The following is a 22,138-nucleotide window of genomic DNA, read 5'->3' as shown; positions in this document are numbered from 1 at the left end:
GTCTGGCTTCGGCCTGGCGGCGCGTTTTTGCATTGGCGGCGCCAGTTATAATGGCGCCGTTACCCAAGTAAAGGAATGCCATGTATTCATTCACCTCGCCGCGCCTGGCCGCCATGCTGGCCGCGCTGCTGCTCGCCGGCGCCACGGGCGCCGCTGTTGCCGCCGTCAAGGGCAAGAAGCCGGCCGGACTGGAGCGCTATGGCGTGGCCGTCTATTCGGACCTGTGCCTGCAAAAGGATAGCGGCGAAATCGGCGGCCAGCGCGTCACCCTGCACCGCTTTGCCGAGGCCGATTCCGTCATCTATGAATTCACGGCAGGCGCCCTGAGCTGGCCTATCGTGGCCAACGACGTCAACCTGGACGCCGCCACGGGCGCCTTCGACTTCACCATCGCCGGCGCCGACAGCGAGGAACGCACCATCGTCGGCAAGTTTTCCAAAGACGGGCAGACCCTGACCCTGGAAGGCGATTACTGCGGCGGCAACGTGCGCATGCCGATGAAACTGAGCCGCGTGCGCGATTTCGGCCGTCCCCTGAAAAACTGCACGCCATGCCCGCCGATGCCGGAAGCGCCAGCGCAGGCGCCGGCGCAAGACAGCGCCGAGGCGCCTGCCGCTTGAGTTATTGTGACTTGCACATGAAAAAGGCCCGGTATCGACCGGGCCTTTGTTATTTCTCGCCTTGCAAGGGGCTTACTTGGCCGCCTGCGCCTTTTCCGCATTCGCGCGGATCGTCGCCAGTGTCGCGTTCGGCGTGATCAGGTTGCCGTCGTAGCGCAGTTCGATCAGGGCCGGCAAGTTGTGCGCCCTGGCATGCGCCAGCGCCCGCTGCAGGGCAGGGGCGAACTCTTCCGTCGTATTCACCACTTCGCCATGCGCGCCATACGCCTGCGCCAGCGCCGCAAAATCGGGGTTGTGCAGGGTGGTGCCCGACACGCGGCCCGGGTAATCGCGTTCCTGGTGCATGCGGATGGTGCCGAACATCTGGTTATTGAAGACGATGATGACGACGCCCGCCTGGTATTGGACGGCCGTGGCCAGTTCCTGGCCATTCATCATGTATTCGCCATCGCCGGCGAACGTGATCACGGTGCGTTCCGGATGCACGATCTTCGCCGCCACGCCCGACGGCACGCCGTAGCCCATGGCGCCGTTCGTCGGCGCCAGCTGCGTGCGCATGCCGCCGTAGCGATAAAAACGGTGCGCCCACGAGGCGTAATTGCCGGCGCCGTTCGTCACGATGGTGTCGGCCGGCACCTGCGCCATGATTTCCTGCGTCACCTGCCACAGGTCCAGCGGCGCCTGGCCATCGCGGAAGATGGGCGGCTGCTCCTGGTAGGCGGCCAGCTCGGCCTTCGCTTCCGCGGGCGTATGTTTCCACGCGGCAGCATCGACGGGGGCCATGGCGGCCAGCATGGCGCACACTTGCGGCATGCCGCTGTTGATCATCAGCTCGGCCTGGTAGACGCTGCCCAGCTCCTCGGCGTCCGTATGGATGTGCACCAGGCGCTGGCGCGGCACGGGCGAGTCGAACAGGGTGTAGCCGCCCGTCGTCATTTCGCCCAGGCGCGGGCCGATGGCGATGACCAGGTCGGCATTTTTCACGCGCGCGGCCAGTTTCGGGTTGATGCCGATGCCGACGTCGCCGATGTAGTTCGGGTGTGCATTGTCGAGCAAGTCCTGGAAGCGGAAGGCGCAGGCGACGGGCAGGTGGTTGCTTTCCACGAACTGCTGCAGGTCGGCGCACGCTTGCGGCGTCCAGGTGGTGCCGCCCAGCAACACCAGCGGCTGCTTCGCGGCCGCCAGCATGGCGCGCAGCTGCTGCAGCTGCGCGTCGGACGGCGCCGCCTGCACGCTCCGGTAGGCGCGCGTGTCGGCGACAGTCGCCATGGAAATGAGCATGTCTTCCGGCAGGGCCAGCACGACGGGGCCGGGACGCCCGCTGGTGGCGACCTGGAAGGCGCGCGCCAGGTATTCGGGGATGCGCTCGGCGCGGTCGATCTGCGCCACCCACTTGGCCATTTGGCCGTACATGCGGCGGTAGTCGATTTCCTGGAACGCTTCGCGGTCGACGAAATCGTTGCCCACCTGGCCGATGAACAGGATCATCGGGGTGGAGTCCTGGTAAGCCGTGTGCACGCCGATCGAGGCGTTGGTGGCGCCCGGACCGCGCGTGACGAAACAGATGCCCGGCTTGCCCGTCAGCTTGCCGTAGGCTTCGGCCATGAAGGCGGCGCCGCCTTCCTGGCGGTTGATGATGAAGCGGATGCCCGAGTCGTGCAGGGCGTCGAGCACGTCCAGGTAGCTTTCGCCAGGCACGCCAAAAGCGGTGTCGACACCGTGGATCTGCAGGGCATCGACCAGGATCTGGCCGCCGGTACGGGGTTGTTGCGTCATGTTCGGCTCTTTATATTCTAGTTGGGTGGCAAAGAAATGGGGCAAGCGGTGTGCATGCGCCTGCATGCAGGCGGCTTGCCCCATTCATTCTATGTGAGCCGATTTGGCCCGGCTTTTGAAATGGCGACACCGAATTACACAATCCCCCGGGCCGGAGCCCGACGCGGGGCCCGGCGAACGGTGTCGTTCCCGCACAGGCCTTTTTGCAGAAACATGCTGCGGCGCGGTACAATGGCGGGTGAAGCAGGCCAGACAGTCGCTGGCCGGCGCAGCAATGCGCTGGCGGGAGGAAGGTCCGGACTCCATAGAGCGGGGTGACGGTTAACGGCCGTCCGTCGAAAGCCGCAAGGTATAAGGCGAGGAATAGGGCCACAGAGACGAGCGTATTAAGTTACGGTGAAACGCGGTAACCTCCACCTGGTGCAATTTCAAATAGGCACGCGATGATGCTGCTCGCGGAGCGTGCGGGTAGAAAGCTTGAGCGCCCGAGTAATCTGGCGCCTAGAGGAATGACTGTCATAGCGCCGACCTGCAAGGGAAGGCGCCGTAACAAAATCCGGCCTATCGGCCTGCTTCACTTGAATTCCTGCTCTCTGGCTTGCCGGGGAGTATCTTGGTCACCGCAGTTTGCATGCTGCGCACCAAGCAAAAGCCCCGCAACGGGGCTTTTTTTGTTTCTAAAAATAGTGCAGCGAAGATAAAGTTGTATAGACAACTAAAGATGGACAATTGGTTAAAGTTTCTTGGTTCTAATTAATTGCTGCAGTGCAAAAATATTTTTCCTGCGTCAGGCCAGGCCCGGAAAACAGGGCAGGTATGCGCCATGGGCAAGTGTTTTTTGCTTTAAACCAAGTCTTTCTCTGCCGCTGCTGGCCGTTGTGCCTGCATGACGAAAGTATTGTCATGTGTCAACTAACTGTAAAAAATTCAATTTTTTGATTTCGTTTTTTTCGATGTTTACGGTAGGAAAACACATGTGTGCAGATGAGGTAGCACATTCACTATCTTTCATAAGTATCTAATTTATCGATATATTTTTATTTGAGACTCCTTCAACGATCTGCGCTAAGTCCTTAATTTCATTAATAAAATTCCTGTTTTGCCAATCGGAAACCGCTTGACCACTATCTTTGCTTCCTCTAAAGTGGGCAACTGTGTGAAAAAGTGTGTTTTTGTGGGAAATTTTCCCTTTCCATCGCGATGCGCAAGCGTTGCAAGCCAAGCTCAAAAAAAGGTCTTCCGTGTTTCAAGGCGCGTCCGCAATCAATCTCGATGCCAAAGGCAGGATGTCTATCCCTGCCAAGCACCGTGACGCGCTGGCGATTCAATGCGAAGGCCGTCTGACGCTGACCAAACACCCCGATGGCTGCCTGCTGTTTTTCCCCCGTCCCGTGTGGGAAAGCCACCGCCAGCAAATCGCCGCCTGGCCCATGTCGGCGCGCGCCTGGCAGCGCATCTTCCTCGGCAACGCCGTCGACGTCGAGCTGGACTCGGCGGGCCGCGTGCTGATCTCGCCTGAATTGCGCAATGCCGTCGGGCTGGCGCGCGAAGTGATGATGATCGGCATGGGCAGTCACTTTGAAATATGGGATGCCGCCAAATTGGCCGACAAAGAACAGCAGGCGATCGATGCCGGCACCCCCGATGTACTTTCCAATTTTTCTTTCTAAGGCTCCGTAATGACACAACTCACGGTGCCGGAATTTCAGCATCGCACGGTGCTGCTCGATGAAGCGGTCGATGCGCTCGACCTGTCGGGCGACCGCGCGCACGGCATTTACGTCGATGGCACGTTTGGCCGCGGCGGCCATAGCCGCCTGATTTTGTCGCGCCTGGCCGATGACGCGCGCCTGATCGGCTTCGACAAGGATTTGCAAGCCATCGCCACGGCCGAACAGATTGCCGACCCCCGTTTTCAGATCGTCCATGACAGCTTTGCCACCATGACGGCCAGCCTGGCCGAACGCGGCGTGCAGCAGGTGGACGGCATTTTGCTCGACCTGGGCATCTCGTCGCCGCAGGTCGACGACGCGGCGCGCGGTTTCAGCTTCCGCAACGACGGACCGCTGGACATGCGCATGGATACCACGCGCGGCGTCTCCGCGGCCGAGTGGCTGGCGGTGGAAACCGAGCAGAATTTAGAGAAAGTGATACGCGATTATGGGGAAGAACGGTTTGCTTTTCAGATTGCAAAGGCGATTGTTGCTGGCCGGGCAGTCCAGCCAATTTCAAGCACACGACAGCTTGCCGGCATCGTGGCAGGCGCCGTCAAGACCCGCGAGAAGGGTAAGGACCCCGCTACCCGCACCTTTCAGGCAATCCGCATTTTCATTAACAAAGAGCTCGAGGATCTCGAGATCGGTCTGAATCAGGCATATGCCTGCCTGGCGCCGGGCGCGCGCATGGCCGTGATCAGTTTTCATTCGCTCGAAGACCGCATGGTCAAGCGCTTCTTCGCCTCGAAGGCGAACGTGGAGCAGCCTGACCGCCGCCTGCCGATCCGCGCGGTGGATTTGCCGCAGCCGGAAATGAAGCTGATTTCGAAGATGAAGCCGTCCGACGCCGAGATCGAGGGCAATCCCCGTTCGCGTTCGGCCGTCATGCGCGTGGCGCAGCGTTTGCCCATTCCAGTTAGTGGCGGCGCCCGATGACTGGCAAGCTGTGTGTCCTGCTGTCGGCCCTGCTGGTGTGCTGCGGCCTGTCGCTGGTGAACGCGCAGTACCAGTCGCGCCACCTGCTGATCGACCTGGAACGCGCGCAAGCGCTGTCGCGCCAGCTCGACATCGACTGGGCGCAACTGCAGCTGGACCAGTCCACTTTGGGCAAGCATGAACGCATCGAATCGATCGCGCGGCGCGACCTGAGCATGACGCCGCTGACGGCGGCGCGTACGCAATACCTGACGGAGGGCGAATAATGAAGTTGGGCGGTAATAGCAACGGCCGGGTGGCGGCATCGAAAGGCGTGCCATTCTCGAAGAACCCCGTACTGGCGGTGCGTCTGCCCGTCTGGCGTTCGCGCGTCGTGCTGTTCCTGCTGTTCTTCGCTTTCGCCGGCCTGGGCGCGCGCGCCCTGTGGCTGCAGGGCGTGTCGACGCAGTTCCTGCAAAAGCAGGGCAAGGCGCGCTATGAGCGCACGCTGGAATTGCCGGCCACGCGCGGCAAGATCACCGACCGCAACGGCCAGGTGCTGGCGTCGTCCGTCCCCGTGAAAGCCATCTGGGCCATTCCCGACGACGTGCTGCAGGCGTCGCCCGAAAAAATCAATGCGCTGGCCAGCCTGCTGGAAATGAACGTCAATGAATTGCGCAAGAAGCTCGATTCGGACCGCAGCTTCGTTTACCTGAAACGCCAGGTCGAGATGGACGTGGCCGACAAGATTTCCAAGCTGGGCATCGACGGCATCGACGAGCGCAAGGAATACAAGCGCTTCTATCCACAGGGCGAAGTGATGACCCACGTGGTGGGCTTTACCAACGTGGAAGACGTGGGCCAGGAAAGCATGGAACTGGCGCAGCAGAAAACCCTCGTCGGCACCACCGGCAGCCGCCGCGTGATCAAGGACCGTCTGGGCCACATCGTCGAAGACATCGGCTTCATCCACGAACCGCATGACGGCAAGGACCTGACCCTGTCCGTCGACAGCAAGATCCAGTACATCGCCTTCACGCAGCTGAAGGAAGCGGTGGAGAAATTCAACGCCAAGGCCGGCGGCGCCGTGGTGCTCGACGTGCACACGGGCGAAGTGCTGGCCCTGGCCAATTACCCGAGCTACGACCCGAACGACCGCCGCAAGCTCACGGGCCAGCAGCTGCGCAACCGCGTCATGACCGATACTTTTGAGCCCGGTTCGACCCTGAAACCGATCACGGTGTCGCTGGCGCTCGACACGGGCCGGGTCAAGCCGACCACCCTGATCGACACAGGCCCGGGCCGCTACACGATCGCCGACCGCACGATTACCGACACCAAGCCGCACGGCGTGATCAACGTCTCCGAGATCATCGAGATGTCGTCGAATATCGGCACCTCGAAGATCGCGCTGGGCATGCCGTCGCAGGAAATGTGGGAAATGTTTACCAAGGTCGGCTTCGGCCAGCAGCCGAAATGGGGCTTCCCCGGCGCCGTGGCCGGCCGCGTGCGTCCGTATAAATCGTGGCGCCCGGTGGAACAGGCGACCATGAGCTACGGTAACGGCATTTCCGTGTCGCTCATCCAGCTGGCGCGCTCTTATATGATGTTCGCCCGCGACGGCGACACGATTCCCCTGTCGTTCCAGAAGGTCAATGAACTGCCCGTGGGCCAGCAGGTGATCAAGCCGAAGACGGCCGCCGACATGCGCGCCATGCTGGAACTGGTGGTCTCCGGCGCGCACGGCTCGGCCAAGCGCGCCCAGGTCGCCGGCTACCGCGTGGGCGGCAAGACGGGTACCGCCTATAAGGTGGAAAACGGCCGCTATGCGATGCCGCGCAAATACATCGGCTCTTTCGTGGGCATGGTGCCGATGTCGGCGCCGCGCTTCATCATCGCCGTGATGATCGATGAACCGACCGGCCCCGCCCACTATGGCGGCCAGGTCGCCGCTCCCGCTTTCGCGGCGATTGCGACCAACGCGCTGCGCGCGATGAACGTACCGCCCGATTCCTCCGTTACCGAAATCGTGGTCCCGGCCAATGCCGGCCCGGAGGCCATGTGAAGTCACTCATGACCATACAAGACATCAGTTTGTGGATCAAAACGGCTGCCCCGTCCGGGCAGCTGACGTCCGATTCGCGCCGCGTGCAGCGCGGCGACGTGTTTTTCGCCTATGCGGGCGCCACCGATTTCATCGCCGCCGCCATCGCGCAGGGCGCCGCCGCCATCGTGCATGACGCCGTGGAATGGAACGCCACATGGGGCGTGCCGCACCTGCTGGTCAGCGACCTGAAACGCCTGGCCGGCCCCGTGGCGCATGCTTTCTACGACATGCCCGACAGCGCCATGTTCAGCGCTGGCGTAACGGGCACGAATGGCAAGACCTCGTGCGCCTTGTGGCTGGCGCAAGCCCTGGCGCGCCTGGGCGAGCCATCGTCCGTCATCGGGACCTTGGGCGTGGGCCTGTGCAAGCCGCGCGGCGCCATCGAATTTGACGTCACCGGCTACACGACGCCCGACGCCGTGCTGCTGGCGCGCAAGCTGGCCGCCATGCGCGACGCTGGCGCCAAGGCCGTCGCCATCGAAGTGTCGTCGATCGGCCTGGACCAGGACCGCGCGGCCGGCATGCATTTCGACGTCGCCATGTTTACCAATCTGACGCGCGACCACCTCGACTACCATGGCGATATGGCGGCCTACGAGGCGGCCAAGGTCAAGCTGTTCGACTGGCCCGGCCTGAAAACGGCCGTCATCAACCTGGACGACCCCATGGGTTTGCGCCTGGCGGCGCACGTGGATGGCAAGCCGGCCGGCGAATATCCCGTCATCGGCTACACCCTGCAGGATGCTGCCGCCTTGCCCGACCTGCCGGGCGTGCTGATGCTGCGCGCCAGCCAGTTCCGCAGCCGCAATGCCGGCACTGACTTCCACCTCGAATGCGCGCTGGGCGTGGCGCTGGTCAAGACGCAGCTGGTGGGCCACTTCAATATCAGCAACGCGCTGGCCGTGCTGGGCGCCTTGCTGGCGCACGGCACCGGCCTGCGCGCGGCCATCGACGGCATCGAATCCTTGCAGCCGGCCCCGGGCCGCATGCAGCAGGTGGGCGGCCAGGAAGCGCCGATGGTCGTCATCGATTACGCGCATACGCCGGACGCGCTGGAAAAGACCCTGGCCGCCTTGCGCCAGGTGGCGCAGGAACGGGGCGGCCAGCTGTGGTGCGTGTTCGGCTGCGGCGGCGACCGCGATCCGGGCAAGCGTCCGCAGATGGGCGCCATCGCGCAGCTGGCCGATCACGTGCTCGTCACCAGCGATAATCCGCGCAGCGAAGACCCGCACGCAATCATCGCGCAGATCGTCGCCGGCATGCGTGCAGACGGCCCGCAGCCGCAAGCCATCGAAGACCGCGCCGCCGCCATCCTGTCGGCCATCAAGCACGCCGCCAAGCCGGACGTGATCCTGTTGGCGGGCAAGGGCCATGAACCGTATCAGGAAATCAAGGGCAAGAAACTGCCGTTCTCCGATGCCGACCATGCGCAGCTGGCCCTGTCCGCGCGCCTGACCATGATGAGGACGAACTGATGCGCGGCACCCTGACAGAACTGATGCCGTCGCTGGACGGCGCGCAGCGGACGGGCGACGCCGTTTTTGACGGTGTCTCCACCGACAGCCGCAGCGCCCAGGCCGGTTCGCTCTTCGTCGCCCTGCGCGGCGAGAGTTTCGATGCCCACGACTTCCTGGAGCAGGTGGCCGCGCGCGGCGTCGCCGCCGTGGTGGTCGAGCGCCTGCCCGCAGGCTGGGACAGCGGCAAGGTGGCGGCCATCGTGGTGCCCGATACCCTGGCCGCGCTGGGACGCATCGCCAACCACTGGCGCCGCCGTTTCAATGTGCCCGTCATCGGCGTCACTGGCAGCAATGGCAAGACCACCGTCAAGGAGATGATTGCATCGATCCTGGCGGCGGCCTTTGGCGAAGAGGCGCGCCTGGCCACGCGCGGCAACCTGAATAACGAGATCGGCGTGCCGTTGACCCTGTTCCGTCTGAGCGAGCAGCACAAGGCGGCCGTCATCGAGATGGGCATGAACCATCCGGGAGAAATCGCGCGCCTGGCCGCAATTGCCGCGCCGACCCTGGCGATGGTCAACAATGCGCAGCGCGAGCATCAGGAATTCATGCATACGGTCGAAGCGGTGGCGCGCGAAAACGGCGCCGCGCTGGCGGCATTGGCCGGCGACGGCGTGGCCGTCTTCCCGCATGGCGACGAATTCACGCCCTTGTGGCGCGAGCTGGCCGGCGCGCGCGCCGCCATCACCTTCGGCCTGTCGAAGGACGCCGACGTGAGCTGCACGCATCGCGCGGCCGAGGATTTTGGCAGCGACCTGTTCGTCAGCGTGCGCGCGCAGGACGGCGCCTTGCGCCAGTTCTTCGTCGGCCTCCAGGCGGCGGGCGAACACAATGTGCGCAATGCGCTGGCCGCTGTGGCATGCGCCGTGGGCGCCGGCATCGCCATCGAACATATCAAGCTGGGCCTGGAGGCGTTCGCGCCCGTGAACGGCCGCCTGCAGAAAAAACGTGCCGCCAACGGCGCCACCATCATCGACGACACGTATAACGCCAATCCGGATTCGGCGCGCGCGGCCATCGATGTACTGGCGCAGGCCGCGGCACCACGCATCCTGGTGCTGGGCGAGATGGGCGAAGTCGGCACGCAGGGGCAGCAGTTCCACGAAGAGATCGGCGCCTACGCCGCCGCCAAAGGCATCGAACACGTGCTGGCGACGGGCGGCCTGGCGCGCCATCTGGTGAGTGCGGCGCAGGCAGCCGCCAGCCAGGAATCGGGCACGGTCGTGGAGTATTTCGAACAGTTCGACGGTTTGCTGGCGGCGCTCGATGCGCATTTGTCCGGCCGTTCGGATGCAACAGTATTAATCAAGGGCTCCCGCTTCATGAAGATGGAACGGGCCGTGCAGCATTTGATTGGTTCAAACAACAATAACAAGGAAGCTCACTAATCATGCTGCTCTGGCTCGCTCATTATTTCCAGGACGACATTGGCCCATTGCGGGTCTTTAACTTCATCACGTTCCGCGCCGTCTTCGCCACCTTGACGGCGATTTTGATCGGCCTGTGCGCCGGTCCCGCCGTGATCCGCATGCTCACGCGCATGAAGGTCGGCCAGGCCGTGCGTACGGACGGCCCGCAAACGCATCTGAAAAAACACGGCACGCCTACCATGGGCGGTGTGCTGATCCTCATCGCCATCGGCATTTCCACCTTGCTGTGGGCCGACCTGTCGAACCGCTTCATCTGGCCGGTCCTGATCGTCACGCTGGGCTTTGGCGCCGTCGGCTGGGCCGACGATTACCGCAAGGTGGTGCACCAGGACCCGGAAGGCATGCGCTCGCGCGAAAAATACTTCTGGCAGTCGCTGATCGGCATCGTCGCCGCGTTTTACCTGGCGTTTTCCGTCTCCGTGTCGGAACCTGACGCGGGCCACGTGTGGAACCTGATCTATGCCTGGGTACAGTCGGGCTTCGCCATGGACCTGCCGCCGAAAGCCGATTTGATCGTCCCGTTCTTCAAGACCATCAGTTATCCGTTGGGCGTGTGGGGCTTCATCGCGCTGACCTATTGCGTCATCGTCGGCACCAGCAACGCCGTCAACTTCACGGACGGTCTCGATGGTCTGGCCATCATGCCGACCGTGATGGTGGGCACGGCCCTGGGCCTGTTCGCCTACCTGACGGGCAACGCCACGTATGCGCGCTACCTGTTCATCCCGCACATTCCGGGCGCCGGCGAACTGGTGATCTTCTGCGGCGCGCTGGCAGGTTCCGGCCTGGCCTTCCTCTGGTATAACACGCACCCCGCGAAAGTGTTCATGGGTGACGTGGGCGCGCTGGCACTGGGCGGCGCACTGGGCACCGTCGCCGTCATCGTGCGCCAGGAAATCGTGCTGTTCATCATGGGCGGCATCTTCGTCGTCGAAACGCTGTCCGTGATCATCCAGGTCGTCTGGTTCAAGTACACCAAGAAGCGCTTTGGCGCGGGCCGCCGCGTCTTCCTGATGGCGCCATTGCATCACCATTTTGAACAAAAAGGCTGGAAGGAGACGCAGGTTGTCGTGCGTTTCTGGATCATCACCATGATGCTGGTGCTGCTCGGCCTGACCACCTTGAAGCTGCGCTGATGATGTACGACGCTAAAACCGCACTGGTACTGGGCCTCGGCGAATCGGGGCTGGCGATGGCCCTGTGGCTGGCCCGCAGCGGTGCTTGCGTGCGCGTGGCCGATACGCGCGAGGCGCCAGAGCGCCTGGCCGCGTTGCAGGCTGCCGTGCCGCAGGCGCAGTTCATCGCCGGCGCCTTTACGGCCGACCTGCTCGATGGCGTCGACTTCGTTGCCGTCAGCCCCGGCCTGGCGCCGGGCCGCGAACTGGCTGGAATCGCCCCGGCCGCGCAGGAAAAAAATATCCCCGTGTGGGGCGAGATCGAACTGTTCGCGCAGGCCCTGGCGGCGCTCAAGGCGGAACGCGGCTATGCGCCGAAAGTCATCGCCATCACGGGCACGAATGGCAAGACGACCGTCACCAGTCTGGTAGGCCTGCTGTGCGAGCGCGCCGGATTGGTCACGCGCGTGGCCGGCAATATCAGCCCCGCCGCGCTGGACGTGCTGCGCGAAGTGCTCGATGCCGAGCCTGCGCCGCAGCCGGTGGAGGCGGACGCTGAAGCGGCGGAACCCGTCGCCGGCACCTTGCCGCAGGCGTGGATACTCGAGTTGTCCAGCTTCCAGCTGCACACGACGTTCAGCCTGCAGGCCGATGCGGCCACGGTCCTGAATCTGTCGCAGGATCACTTGGACTGGCATGGCGACATGGCCGCGTATGCCAAGGACAAGGCGCGCATCTTCGGCGAGCAGACCGTGCGCATCCTGAACCGCGACGATGCCTTGGTCATGCACATGGCCGATCCGCTGGCCGAGACGGTCACCTTCGGCACGGGCGAGCCGGCGGAAGTGGACAGCTTTGGCCTGGTCAATGAACGCGGCATCTTCTGGCTGGCGCAAGCCGTGCCCAGCGAAGAAGTGATCGAGAAAAAACGCAGGAAGAACGATCCGGCGCCGGAACCGGTGCCGACGATGGCCAAGAAACTGATGCCGGCCGACGCGCTGAAAATCCGCGGCCAGCATAACGCCTCGAATGCGCTGGCGGCGCTGGCCCTGTGCCGCGCCATCGGCTTGCCGTTCGCGCCGCTGCTGCACGGTTTGCGCGAATACCAGGGCGAACCGCACCGCGTGGAGCTGATCACGGCCGTGGGCGAGGTCGAATACTACGACGACAGCAAGGGCACCAACGTGGGCGCGACAGTGGCCGCGTTGTCCGGCCTGGGCAAGGCGTTTGGCGGCGCGGAACAGCGCCTGGTGCTGATCGCCGGCGGCGACGGCAAGGGGCAGGATTTCTCGCCGCTGGCCGAACCGGTTTCGCGCTACGTGCGCGCCGTGGTGCTGATCGGCCGTGATGCGCCAGCCTTGCGCGCGGCGCTCGAGCCGGCCGGTGTGGACATCATCGATTGCGCCACCTTGCCGGAAGCCGTCAAGCGCGCCAGCAGCCTGGCGCTGGCCGGCGACGCCGTGCTGCTGTCGCCCGCTTGCGCCAGCCTGGACATGTTCAAGAACTATGCGCACCGCGCGCAGGTGTTTGTCGACGCCGTGCGCGACATCGCCCTGGAAAACGGACAGGATATCTGATGGCCTTCCAACTGCCTTTCCGCTTTGGTTCCGGCTCGGCTGCCAAGCCGCTGGATAGCCGCGCGCGGCAGTCGAAGATGATGGATTACGACAAGCCGCTGGTGTGGGTGGTCCTGCTGCTCATGTTGCTCGGCATGGTGATGGTGTATTCGGCGTCGATCTCGCTGTCGGACGCGCGCAAGTTTGCCGCCTACACGAACAATTATTTCGTCGTGCGCCAGGCGCTGTTCATCGGCGTGTCGGTGATCGCCGGCGCGCTGGTGTTCCGCATTCCCATCGCGACCTGGCAAAAAATCGCGCCGTGGCTGTTCATCGGCACCCTGGTGCTGCTGGTGATGGTGCTGATACCGGGCCTGGGCGTGTCGGTCAACGGCGGTCGCCGCTGGCTGAATCTGCCGGGCCTGCGGCCGCAGCCGTCCGAGCTGATGAAGGTGGTGATGGTGCTGTACGCGGCCGACTACACGGTGCGCAAGCAGGAATACATGCACAAGCTGACCAAGGGCTTCATGCCGATGGCGCTGGCCGTCAGCTTCGTCGGCTTGCTGCTGCTGATGGAGCCCGATCTGGGCGCCTTCGGCGTGATCGTCTGCATCGCCATGGGCATCCTGTTTTTGGGCGGCGTCAACGCCATCTGGTTCGGCGGCATCGGCGCCATGCTGACGGCGATCTTCGTCACCATCATCGCCCTGTCGAAATTCCGCCGCGAGCGGTTTTTTGCGTATCTCGATCCGTGGCAGGAAGACAATGCGCTGAACAAGGCGTATCAGCTGACGCACTCCTTGATCGCCTTCGGGCGCGGCGAACTGTTTGGCGTGGGGCTGGGCGGCAGCGTGGAAAAACTGCACTACCTGCCCGAAGCGCATACGGACTTTTTGCTGGCCGTGATCGGCGAGGAACTGGGCCTGGTGGGCGTGCTGGTCGTGATCGGCATGTTCTACTGGATTATCAAGCGCGCGTTTGACATCGGCCGCCAGGCGATCGCCATCGACCAGACGTTTGCCGGCCTGACGGCAAAGGGCATCGCCATCTGGATCGGCGTGCAGACCTTCATCAACATGGGCGTGAACCTGGGCCTGCTGCCGACCAAGGGCCTGACCTTGCCCTTGATGAGTTATGGCGGCACGGGCGTACTGATTAACTGTATCGGCCTGGCGATTTTGCTGCGCATCGATTACGAAAACCGGATCCTGATGCGCGGAGGCCGGCTATGAACAACGTGACGAATTTGAAAACGACGAAAAGACTGATGATCATGGCGGCCGGCACCGGCGGCCATATCTTCCCGGGCCTGGCGATTGCGCAGACGATGCGCGCGCGCGGCTGGGAAGTGAGCTGGCTGGGCACGACCCATGGCATGGAGCAGGAACTGGTGCCGAAAAGCGGCATTCCCATGGATGCCATCGAATTTTCCGGCATGCGCGGCAAGGGCCTGGCGCACACGGTCAAAGGCGGCTTCAGGATGCTGGCCAGCTTCTTTGCCATCCGCCGTTTCATCGCCAGCCGCAAGCCGGACGTGGTGATGGGCATGGGCGGCTACGTCACCGTGCCGGGCGGCCTGATGGCGCGCCTGAAGGGGGTGCCGCTGGTGCTGGTCAATGCCGACGCGGCGCTGCTGCTGTCGAACAAGACGCTGGTACCGCTGGCGCAGCAGGTGTGCTTCGGGTTCCCCGCCGATTTCGGCAGCGCCGCCGGCAAGGCCGTCGTCACGGGCAATCCCGTGCGTGCCGAGATCCTCGCCATGGCACCGCCGGCCGCGCGTTTCGCGGGACGCAGCGGACCGCTGCGCATCCTGGTGGTGGGCGGCAGCCTGGGCGCGAAAGCGCTGAACGACAGCCTGCCTGCCGCGCTGGCCCTGATGCCGGAGGGCGAACGCCCGCTGGTGACGCACCAGTCGGGCAAGAAGAATATCGACGCCCTGCATGCCGCGTATGCGCAGGCGGGCGTGCAAGCGAACGTGGTCGACTTCATCGACGACATGGCCAGGGCGTATACCGAGGCCGACCTGGTGATTTGCCGCGCGGGTGCGATCACCCTGTCGGAATTGACGGCGGCCGGCGTGGCCAGCGTGCTCGTGCCGCTGGTGGCGTCGACCACCAGCCACCAGCGCGACAACGCGCAATGGATGGCGAAACAAGGCGCGGCGATTCATCTGCCGCAGACGGAAATGAGTGCAGTGTCGCTGAGCACTCTGCTGGCGTCCTTGACGCGCGAGACCTGCCAGCAGATGGCGCAGGCGGCACTGGCAGCAGGCAAGCGCGACGCCAATGAGGCGATCGCACACGTATTGGAAAAATTGGCATGAGGTTAGCTCTGTGAAGCATAAAGTAAACAATATCCACTTTGTCGGCATTGGCGGCAGCGGCATGAGCGGCATCGCCGAAGTGCTGGTCAACCTCGGCTACAAGGTGTCGGGCTCCGACCTGGGCAGCAATGCGGCGACGCAGCGCCTGGCGAGCCTGGGCGCGACCGTCATGCTCGGCCACGCGGCCGAGAACATCGGCGACGCCGATGCGGTGGTGACGTCGGGCGCCGTCCCGCAAGACAATCCGGAAGTGGCGGCTGCGCGCGCGCGCAAGATACCGCTGGTGCCGCGCGCCGTGATGCTCGGTGAATTGATGCGCCTGAAACGCGGCATCGCCATCGCCGGCACGCACGGCAAAACCACCACCACCAGCCTGGTCGCTTCCGTGCTGGCGCAGGGCGGTCTCGACCCGACTTTCGTCATCGGCGGCCGCCTGACCAGCGCCGGCGCGAACGCCAAGCTGGGCTCGGGCGACTACCTGGTGGCCGAAGCCGATGAATCGGACGCCTCGTTCCTGAACCTGACGCCGATGATCGAAGTGATCACGAATATCGATGCCGATCACATGGACACCTACGAGCACGATTTCGAGAAGCTCAAGCAGGCCTTCGTGCAGTTCACGCACCGCTTGCCGTTCTATGGCCGCGCCATGCTGTGCATCGACGATCCGCACGTGCGCGCCATCATCCCGTCCGTCACCAAGCCCGTCACCACCTACGGTTTCGCGGAAGACGCGCAAGTGCGCGCCATCAACGCGCGCGCCGTGGGACTGGAAATGCACTTTACCGTGCTGCAGGAAGGTTATCCGGACCTCGACGTGGTGCTGAACCAGCCCGGCATGCACAATGTGCAGAATGCCTGCTCGGCGATCGCCATCGCGCGCGAAATCGGCATCGCCGACAGCGCCACGCAGCAGGGCCTGGCCGAGTTTTCCGGCGTGGGCCGCCGCTTTACCCGCTATGGCGACGTGGCGCTGCCGAACGGCGGCACTTTCGCGCTGGTCGACGATTTCGGCCACCATCCGGTGGAAACGGAAGTGACCCTGGCCGCCGCGCGCGCCGCCTATCCGGGGCGCCGCCTGGTGCTGGCTTTCCAGCCGCACCGCTACAGCCGCACGCGCGACCTGTTCGAGGATTTCGTCAAGGTGCTCGGTGCGCCCGACGTGCTGCTCTTGTCCGAAGTGTATGCGGCGGGCGAGGCGCCTATCGTCGCCGCCGACGGCCGCGCCCTGGCGCATGCGCTGCGCGCGCGCGGCAAGATCGAGCCGATTTTCGTCGAGTCCATGACGGACATGGCCGACACCATCATGAGCGTGGCGCGCGACGGCGACGTCGTGCTGACCATGGGCGCCGGTTCCATCAGCGGCATCCCGAATCAACTGACAACGTATCAATCTCACACTGTAAAGGCCTGACGTGAACCAAGCTTCAGCTATCGACGTTAAACAATTGGGCAAGGTCGGCGTCCTGTTCGGCGGCCGCTCGGCCGAGCGCGAAGTGTCGCTGATGTCCGGCGCGGGCGTGCTGGCCGCATTGAAAAGCCATGGCGTGGATGCGCATGGCTTCGACACGGGCGAACGCACCCTGGCCGAACTGGCCGCTGAGAAGTTTGACCGCGTCTTCATCGCGCTGCACGGCCGCTTCGGCGAAGACGGCAGCCTGCAGGGCGCGCTGGAACAGCTGGGCATCCCGTACACGGGCAGCGGCGTGATGGCGTGCTCGGTGGGCATGGACAAGGTCTATACCAAGATGATCTGGCTGATGCACGAGCTGCCGACGCCGAAGTACGCGGTGCTGGACGACAGCTCCGACCTGGCCAAGGTCGCCGCGGAACTGGGCTTGCCGCTGATCGTCAAGCCGCCGCATGAAGGCTCGAGCATCGGCATCACGACGGTCAACGAGGCCTCGGCCTTCCAGGCGGCCTACGACATCGCCGCCGGCCTCGATGATTCGGTGCTGGCCGAGGAATTCATCAAGGGCCGCGAGTTCACCGTTGCCATCCTGGGCAAGGGCGCTGCGGCGCGCGCGCTGCCGCCGATCGAAATCGTCGCTCCGCAAGGCAATTACGATTACCAGAACAAGTACTTCACGGACGATACGCAGTATTTCTGCCCGCCGCAGCTGGACCCGGCGATCATCGCCGAGATGGAGCGCATCGCCCTGGCGGCGTATCGCGCCCTCGGCTGCGAAGGCTGGGGACGGGTCGATGTGCTGATGCGTGCGGCCGACAGCAAGCTGTTTTTGCTGGAAGTGAATACCTCGCCAGGCATGACGGGCCACTCGCTCGTGCCGATGGCGGCGCGCGCGGAAGGCACCAGCTATGAAGACCTGTGCCTGGAAATCGTTTCCGGCGCAAGCCTGAAAATGCACAAGGGACAGCGCTGATATGTGGCATGACGCTAAAAGCCTCAATACGACTGCCAACGGCTTGCTGGCCGCGGTGCTGGTCGTGTGCGTGGCCGCCGGCGTCTGGTGGGTGTCGCAGCGTCCCATGTTCGACCTGCGCACGATCAAGGTGGAGAGCGCGGACGACAAGGGCCTGCGCCACGTGAATTACCTGACCCTGCGCAGCGGCACTTTGGGCCGCATCAAGGGCAATTTTTTCACGACCAACCTGGAAAGCGTGCGCGGCGTGTTCGAATCGGTGCCCTGGGTGCGCCGCGCCAGCGTGCGGCGCGAGTGGCCGAACCAGCTGATCGTGGCGCTGGAAGAACACGAAGCGCTGGGCACCTGGGGCGAAGATGGACGCCTGCTGTCGGTCAAGGGCGATGTGTTTACAGCCAATGTGGCCGAAGCCGAAGACGACCATGAGTTGCCTGCGTTTGCCGGCCCCGATGGCAGCGAGAAGGAAGTACTGGCCACCTACGTGCAGCTGGCAAAGTGGTTTGCGCCGTTGAAGATGGTGCCGGAAACCCTGTCGCTGTCGAGCCGCTATGCGTGGACGGTGAAACTGAATAACGGCATGAGCGTGGCGCTGGGGCGCGAGCAGAATCATACAACCCTGAAAGCGCGGGTCGACCGGCTGGTGGGCATCTACCCGCAGCTGGCAAGCCGGCTGGAAAATATCGACACGATCGATATGCGCTACCAGAATGGCCTGGCGCTCAGTTCAGCCGGCCTGGTGATACCGGCCGAAGGCAAGGATGGCAGGCCGGCGCCGGCGATCAAGAAGAAAAATGGCAGTCCGATTAAAAAACCGGCTTGACCGAATACTCAATTAATCAATTAATAGCCCAAAAAACTAGGCGAAAGAAATGACAAAAGACGCGAAAAACCTGATCGTCGGCCTCGACATCGGCACCTCGAAAGTGGTGGCGGTGGTTGCCGAAGTGATGTCCGATGGGCGCCACGAAGTGATCGGGCTGGGCCAGCACGAATCGAAGGGCCTGAAAAAAGGCGTAGTGGTCAATATCGAGGCCACGGTGGAGTCCATCCAGCGCGCGCTGGAAGAGGCCGAGCTGATGGCCGACTGCAAGATCCGCAATGTGTACGCGGGCATTGCGGGCAGCCATATCCGCAGCTTCAATTCCAGCGGCATGGTGGCCATCAAGGACAAGGAAGTGACGGCGACCGACGTGGCGCGCGTCATCGAGACGGCAAAAGCGGTTAACATTCCGACCGATCAGCAATTGCTGCACACGGTGCCGCAAGAGTTCATCGTCGACAGCCAGGAAGATGTGCGCGAGCCTATCGGCATGAGCGGCATCCGCCTGGAGGTGAAGGTGCATATCGTCACCGGCGCCGTGTCGGCGGTGCAGAACATCGTCAAGTGCGTGCGCCGCTGCGGGCTGGAAGTGTCGGACCTGATCCTGCAGCCGATGGCGTCCGCCGATGCGGTGCTCACGCCCGACGAGAAGGAACTGGGCGTGGTGCTGATCGACATCGGCGGCGGCACGACCGATGTGGCGGTATTTTCCGATGGCGCGATCCGCCATACGGCAGTCATTCCCATCGCCGGTGACCAGATCACCAACGACATTGCCATGGCCTTGCGTACCCCGACCGCGGAAGCGGAAGAAATCAAGATCCGCTATGGCGTGGCCAAGCAGGTCCTGGCCGACCCCGGCGAATCGCTGGAAGTGCCGGGCCTGGGCGACCGCGGCCCGCGCAACCTGTCGCGCCAGGCGCTGGCGGCAGTGATCGAGCCGAGGGTCGAGGAGCTGTTCGCGATGGTGCACCAGGTGGTGCGCGAATCCGGCTACGAAGGCGTGCTGTCGTCGGGCATCGTGCTCACGGGCGGCACGTCCATCATGCCCGGCATGGTGGAAATGGCGGAAGATATTTTCCTGAAACCGGCGCGCCTGGGCACGCCCGAGTATCGGGGCCAGCTGGCCGACGTGGTGCGCAGTCCGCGCTATGCCACGGTATTGGGCCTGCTGCTGGAAGCGAAGAAGCAATACCTGCGCGGCCACATCGTGACGCGTCAGGACGGCTCGGTGAAGGCAGTCTGGCAACGCATGAAGGAATGGTTTTTAGGGAATTTTTAAGGGCATGATTTACGCCCGGCAGTACAGGTTTTTTGGCAGCATCGCAGGTACACACACATAACTTTATTTTATATTTAACCGCAGTTTTCAATCTCCAGTTCTCCTACCAATATGAGGCCTGGCGCTTGGAAACCGCATCTGATAGGAGCACATCATGGAGTTCGATATGGTCGATAACACAGCTTTAGGTACCGTCATCAAGGTCGTCGGCGTCGGCGGTGCGGGTGGCAATGCAGTCCAACACATGATCAACAAAGGCATGTCGGGCGTGGAGTTCATTGCCGCCAACACCGACGCACAGGCCCTGTCGACATCGAAGGCCCACAACATCATCCAGATCGGCGATACCGGTCTGGGCGCCGGCATGAAGCCTGCCGTCGGCCGCCAGCTGGCCGAAGAATCGCGCGCACGCATCGCCGATTCGCTGCGCGGCGCGCACATGGTCTTCATCGCCGCCGGCATGGGCGGCGGCACGGGCACGGGCGCCGCTCCTATCGTGGCCGAAGTGGCCAAGGAACTGGGCGCCCTGACGGTGGCCGTGGTCTCCAAGCCATTCTCGTACGAAGGCCAGAAGTGCATGGACATCGCCGACGAAGGCCTGGAGCAGCTGTCCCTGCACGTCGACTCGCTGATCATTATCCTCAATGAAAAACTGGAAGAGATCTACGAAGACGAAAGCATGCTGGAATGGATGCAGCACGCCGATGATGTGCTCAACAACGCGGTGGCCGGCATCGCCGAAATCATCAACGTGCCTGGCCATATCAACGTCGACTTCAACGACGTGAAAACCATCATGGGCGAGCAGGGCAAGGCCATGATGGGCACGGCGACGGCGTCCGGCGTCGACCGCGCGCGCATCGCCGCCGAACAGGCTGTCGCTTCGCCGCTGCTGGACGGCATTGATCTGTCTGGCGCGCGCGGCGTGCTGGTCAACGTCACGGCCAGCCGTGGCCTGAAAGGCAAGGAGATCAAGGAAGTCATGGCTGCCGTGCGCGCGTTTGCCGCGCCGGACGCGTCGATCGCGCAAGGTATCGCCTACGACGACGCCATGGGCGACGATATCCGCGTTACCGTGGTGGCCACGGGCCTGGGCCGCGCGAAGAAAAACATCCAGTTGGTACCGCAGCAAGTGCTGCGCACCGGCACCCACAACAGCCCGCTGACCCCGTCGGCTGCCATGGGTAGCGCGCAAGCGGCGACGACGACGGTTGGCGTGGCCACGCCGGCAGCCGGTTTCGACGGCATGAAGGCGCCGGCAGTATGGCGCCGCGAGTCGGCTTCCGAGCAGGTGCGCGCGATGGAAAAGAATGGCATGGAAACCTACGACATCCCCGCCTTCCTGCGCAAGCAAGCAGATTAAGGTGATCTGATGTCAGTAACGATGACGGCGGCCTGAGGGCCGCCGTTTTTTTTTCCGTTTTTTTGACTTTTGGCTTTGCCTTTCCTGCCGCTTTCTGCACAAATGCGGCAAGTCAGGCATACTATCGCGCAGTGTCGGCATCATGCCGGCAGAACCAGATCACGGGCGCCGTCCGCTCCATGGAGCGGGCGGCGTCCTTAACCGACAGTACACAAGGAGTCAACATGACCATCAAGATCGGCGACACCCTGCCAGAAGGCACCCTGGCCGAATTCATCGAAAGCGAAACCGAGGGTTGCGCACTGGGCCCGAACACGTTCAACGTGCAAGACCTGCTCAAGGGCAAGAAGATCGCCATCTTCGGCCTGCCAGGCGCCTACACCCCGACCTGCTCCGCACAGCACGTGCCAGGCTACGTCAAGCACGCTGCCGACCTGAAAGCCAAGGGCGTCGATGAAATCTGGTGCATCTCCGTCAACGACGCGTTCGTGATGGGCGCCTGGGGCCGCGACCAGAAAGCCACCGGCGTCGTACGCATGATGGCTGACGGCAATGCCGCCTACAGCAAGGCACTGGGCCTGGACGCCGATTTTTCCAAGCACGGCATGGGCACGCGCTCGCAGCGCTACTCGATGCTGGTCGACAATGGCGTCGTGACGCAATTGAACGTCGAGCAGGGCGGCAAGTTTGAAGTGTCGAACGCCGAAACCTTGCTGGGCCAGCTGGCCTAAGCAGATCGCAGGTCGGCGTAGGTCGGCTTAGCGCAGCGTAAGCCGACGAGCTGCGTTCGCATCACGTTTGCTCTGGCATTGTTGGATTACGCGCTGCGCGCTAATCCAACCTACGCAATAAAAAATACGCAATAAAAACGGCGCCATCGGCGCCGTTTTACGTTTACTGTACCGATGGCTTGGTCGCTTCGAACATGGCCGCGTCGATGCTGAACGAATAGTCGTCCTGCAGCTGAGCCAGCTGGCCTAAGCAGATCGCAGGTTGACGTAGGCCAGGCGTAGGCCAGGCGCAGGTCGGCGTAGGTCGGCTTAGCGCAGCGTAAGCCGACGAGCGGAATTGGCATCACGTTTGCTCTGGCATTGTTGGATTACGCGCTGCGCGCTAATCCAACCTACGCAATAAAAAAGGCTATGTCACCATCAGATGTGGGAATGCTCCTAGCGTTGCCTTCAATAATGTTTCCGGCGACCGGATACGCCCGGC

The 22,138-nt window shown here is 63.2% G+C and carries 18 protein-coding genes and 1 other RNA gene; 18 read left to right on the top strand and 1 reads right to left on the bottom strand.

What is annotated here, in order from left to right; all coding sequences use genetic code 11:
* Positions 1-80 precede the first annotated feature (80 nt).
* Positions 81-620 (top strand): hypothetical protein, encoded by a 540-nt coding sequence (locus tag AC1RBA_RS23985; RefSeq protein WP_230506312.1) that lies wholly within the window; start codon positions 81-83, stop codon positions 618-620.
* Between the two features lie 72 nt (positions 621-692).
* Here the strand turns inward: AC1RBA_RS23985 and AC1RBA_RS23980 are convergent, their stop codons facing one another.
* Entirely contained in the window at positions 693-2,396 is a 1,704-nt protein-coding gene (locus AC1RBA_RS23980; protein ID WP_492419996.1) for a thiamine pyrophosphate-binding protein, read from the bottom strand.
* Between the two features lie 240 nt (positions 2,397-2,636).
* Here AC1RBA_RS23980 and rnpB point away from each other — a divergent pair.
* The 17 genes from rnpB to AC1RBA_RS23895 all read left to right on the top strand — a co-directional run bounded on the left by rnpB (position 2,637) and on the right by AC1RBA_RS23895 (position 21,654).
* Positions 2,637-2,976, top strand: an RNA gene (gene rnpB / locus AC1RBA_RS23975) — RNase P RNA component class A.
* Between the two features lie 661 nt (positions 2,977-3,637).
* Entirely contained in the window at positions 3,638-4,066 is a 429-nt protein-coding gene (mraZ, locus tag AC1RBA_RS23970) for a division/cell wall cluster transcriptional repressor MraZ (protein WP_034748899.1), read from the top strand.
* 9 nt (positions 4,067-4,075) lie between these two features.
* The gene (rsmH, locus tag AC1RBA_RS23965; RefSeq protein WP_070222499.1) at positions 4,076-5,047 is read left to right on the top strand and encodes a 16S rRNA (cytosine(1402)-N(4))-methyltransferase RsmH; all 972 of its coding nucleotides are present in this window, start codon (positions 4,076-4,078) and stop codon (positions 5,045-5,047) included.
* A complete protein-coding gene (gene ftsL / locus AC1RBA_RS23960; protein ID WP_326458273.1) occupies positions 5,044-5,313 on the top strand; it encodes a cell division protein FtsL in 270 nt (89 codons plus the stop codon). Before rsmH ends, ftsL begins: the two co-directional genes overlap by 4 nt.
* A complete protein-coding gene (locus AC1RBA_RS23955; protein WP_492419995.1) occupies positions 5,313-7,091 on the top strand; it encodes a peptidoglycan D,D-transpeptidase FtsI family protein in 1,779 nt (592 codons plus the stop codon). Before ftsL ends, AC1RBA_RS23955 begins: the two co-directional genes overlap by 1 nt.
* 8 nt (positions 7,092-7,099) lie before the next feature.
* Complete coding sequence (locus AC1RBA_RS23950; protein ID WP_492419994.1) at positions 7,100-8,608, top strand: UDP-N-acetylmuramoyl-L-alanyl-D-glutamate--2,6-diaminopimelate ligase; 1,509 nt, start codon at positions 7,100-7,102, stop codon at positions 8,606-8,608.
* Positions 8,608-10,038 carry a UDP-N-acetylmuramoyl-tripeptide--D-alanyl-D-alanine ligase gene (locus tag AC1RBA_RS23945; protein WP_492419993.1) on the top strand — a complete coding sequence of 477 codons (1,431 nt, stop codon included), beginning with the start codon at positions 8,608-8,610 and terminating at the stop codon, positions 10,036-10,038. The genes AC1RBA_RS23950 and AC1RBA_RS23945 overlap by 1 nt, the downstream gene beginning before the upstream one ends.
* A gap of 2 nt (positions 10,039-10,040) precedes the next feature.
* Complete coding sequence (gene mraY / locus AC1RBA_RS23940) at positions 10,041-11,216, top strand: phospho-N-acetylmuramoyl-pentapeptide-transferase (protein ID WP_070222491.1); 1,176 nt, start codon at positions 10,041-10,043, stop codon at positions 11,214-11,216.
* The gene (gene murD / locus AC1RBA_RS23935) at positions 11,216-12,772 is read left to right on the top strand and encodes a UDP-N-acetylmuramoyl-L-alanine--D-glutamate ligase (protein WP_492419992.1); all 1,557 of its coding nucleotides are present in this window, start codon (positions 11,216-11,218) and stop codon (positions 12,770-12,772) included. Before mraY ends, murD begins: the two co-directional genes overlap by 1 nt.
* Positions 12,772-13,983: a putative lipid II flippase FtsW gene (ftsW, locus tag AC1RBA_RS23930; protein ID WP_070222487.1), complete on the top strand. Its 1,212-nt coding sequence runs from the start codon at positions 12,772-12,774 to the stop codon at positions 13,981-13,983. Before murD ends, ftsW begins: the two co-directional genes overlap by 1 nt.
* The gene (gene murG, locus AC1RBA_RS23925) at positions 13,980-15,074 is read left to right on the top strand and encodes an undecaprenyldiphospho-muramoylpentapeptide beta-N-acetylglucosaminyltransferase (protein ID WP_492419991.1); all 1,095 of its coding nucleotides are present in this window, start codon (positions 13,980-13,982) and stop codon (positions 15,072-15,074) included. Before ftsW ends, murG begins: the two co-directional genes overlap by 4 nt.
* A gap of 10 nt (positions 15,075-15,084) precedes the next feature.
* Positions 15,085-16,488 carry a UDP-N-acetylmuramate--L-alanine ligase gene (gene murC, locus AC1RBA_RS23920; protein ID WP_070222485.1) on the top strand — a complete coding sequence of 468 codons (1,404 nt, stop codon included), beginning with the start codon at positions 15,085-15,087 and terminating at the stop codon, positions 16,486-16,488.
* A 1-nt stretch (position 16,489) separates the two neighbouring features.
* The gene (locus AC1RBA_RS23915; RefSeq protein ID WP_492419990.1) at positions 16,490-17,458 is read left to right on the top strand and encodes a D-alanine--D-alanine ligase; all 969 of its coding nucleotides are present in this window, start codon (positions 16,490-16,492) and stop codon (positions 17,456-17,458) included.
* A gap of 1 nt (position 17,459) precedes the next feature.
* Complete coding sequence (locus AC1RBA_RS23910) at positions 17,460-18,278, top strand: cell division protein FtsQ/DivIB (protein WP_070312913.1); 819 nt, start codon at positions 17,460-17,462, stop codon at positions 18,276-18,278.
* Between the two features lie 49 nt (positions 18,279-18,327).
* A complete protein-coding gene (ftsA, locus tag AC1RBA_RS23905; RefSeq protein ID WP_010394955.1) occupies positions 18,328-19,560 on the top strand; it encodes a cell division protein FtsA in 1,233 nt (410 codons plus the stop codon).
* 154 nt (positions 19,561-19,714) lie between these two features.
* A complete protein-coding gene (gene ftsZ / locus AC1RBA_RS23900; RefSeq protein ID WP_034784974.1) occupies positions 19,715-20,923 on the top strand; it encodes a cell division protein FtsZ in 1,209 nt (402 codons plus the stop codon).
* A gap of 224 nt (positions 20,924-21,147) precedes the next feature.
* Positions 21,148-21,654: a peroxiredoxin gene (locus AC1RBA_RS23895; protein ID WP_492419989.1), complete on the top strand. Its 507-nt coding sequence runs from the start codon at positions 21,148-21,150 to the stop codon at positions 21,652-21,654.
* The last annotated feature ends 484 nt before the right edge of the window (positions 21,655-22,138 follow it).

This window comes from Janthinobacterium sp. GW823-FHT03B06, from assembly GCF_058796955.1.
This window is presented reverse-complemented; position numbering and strand designations above follow the sequence as displayed.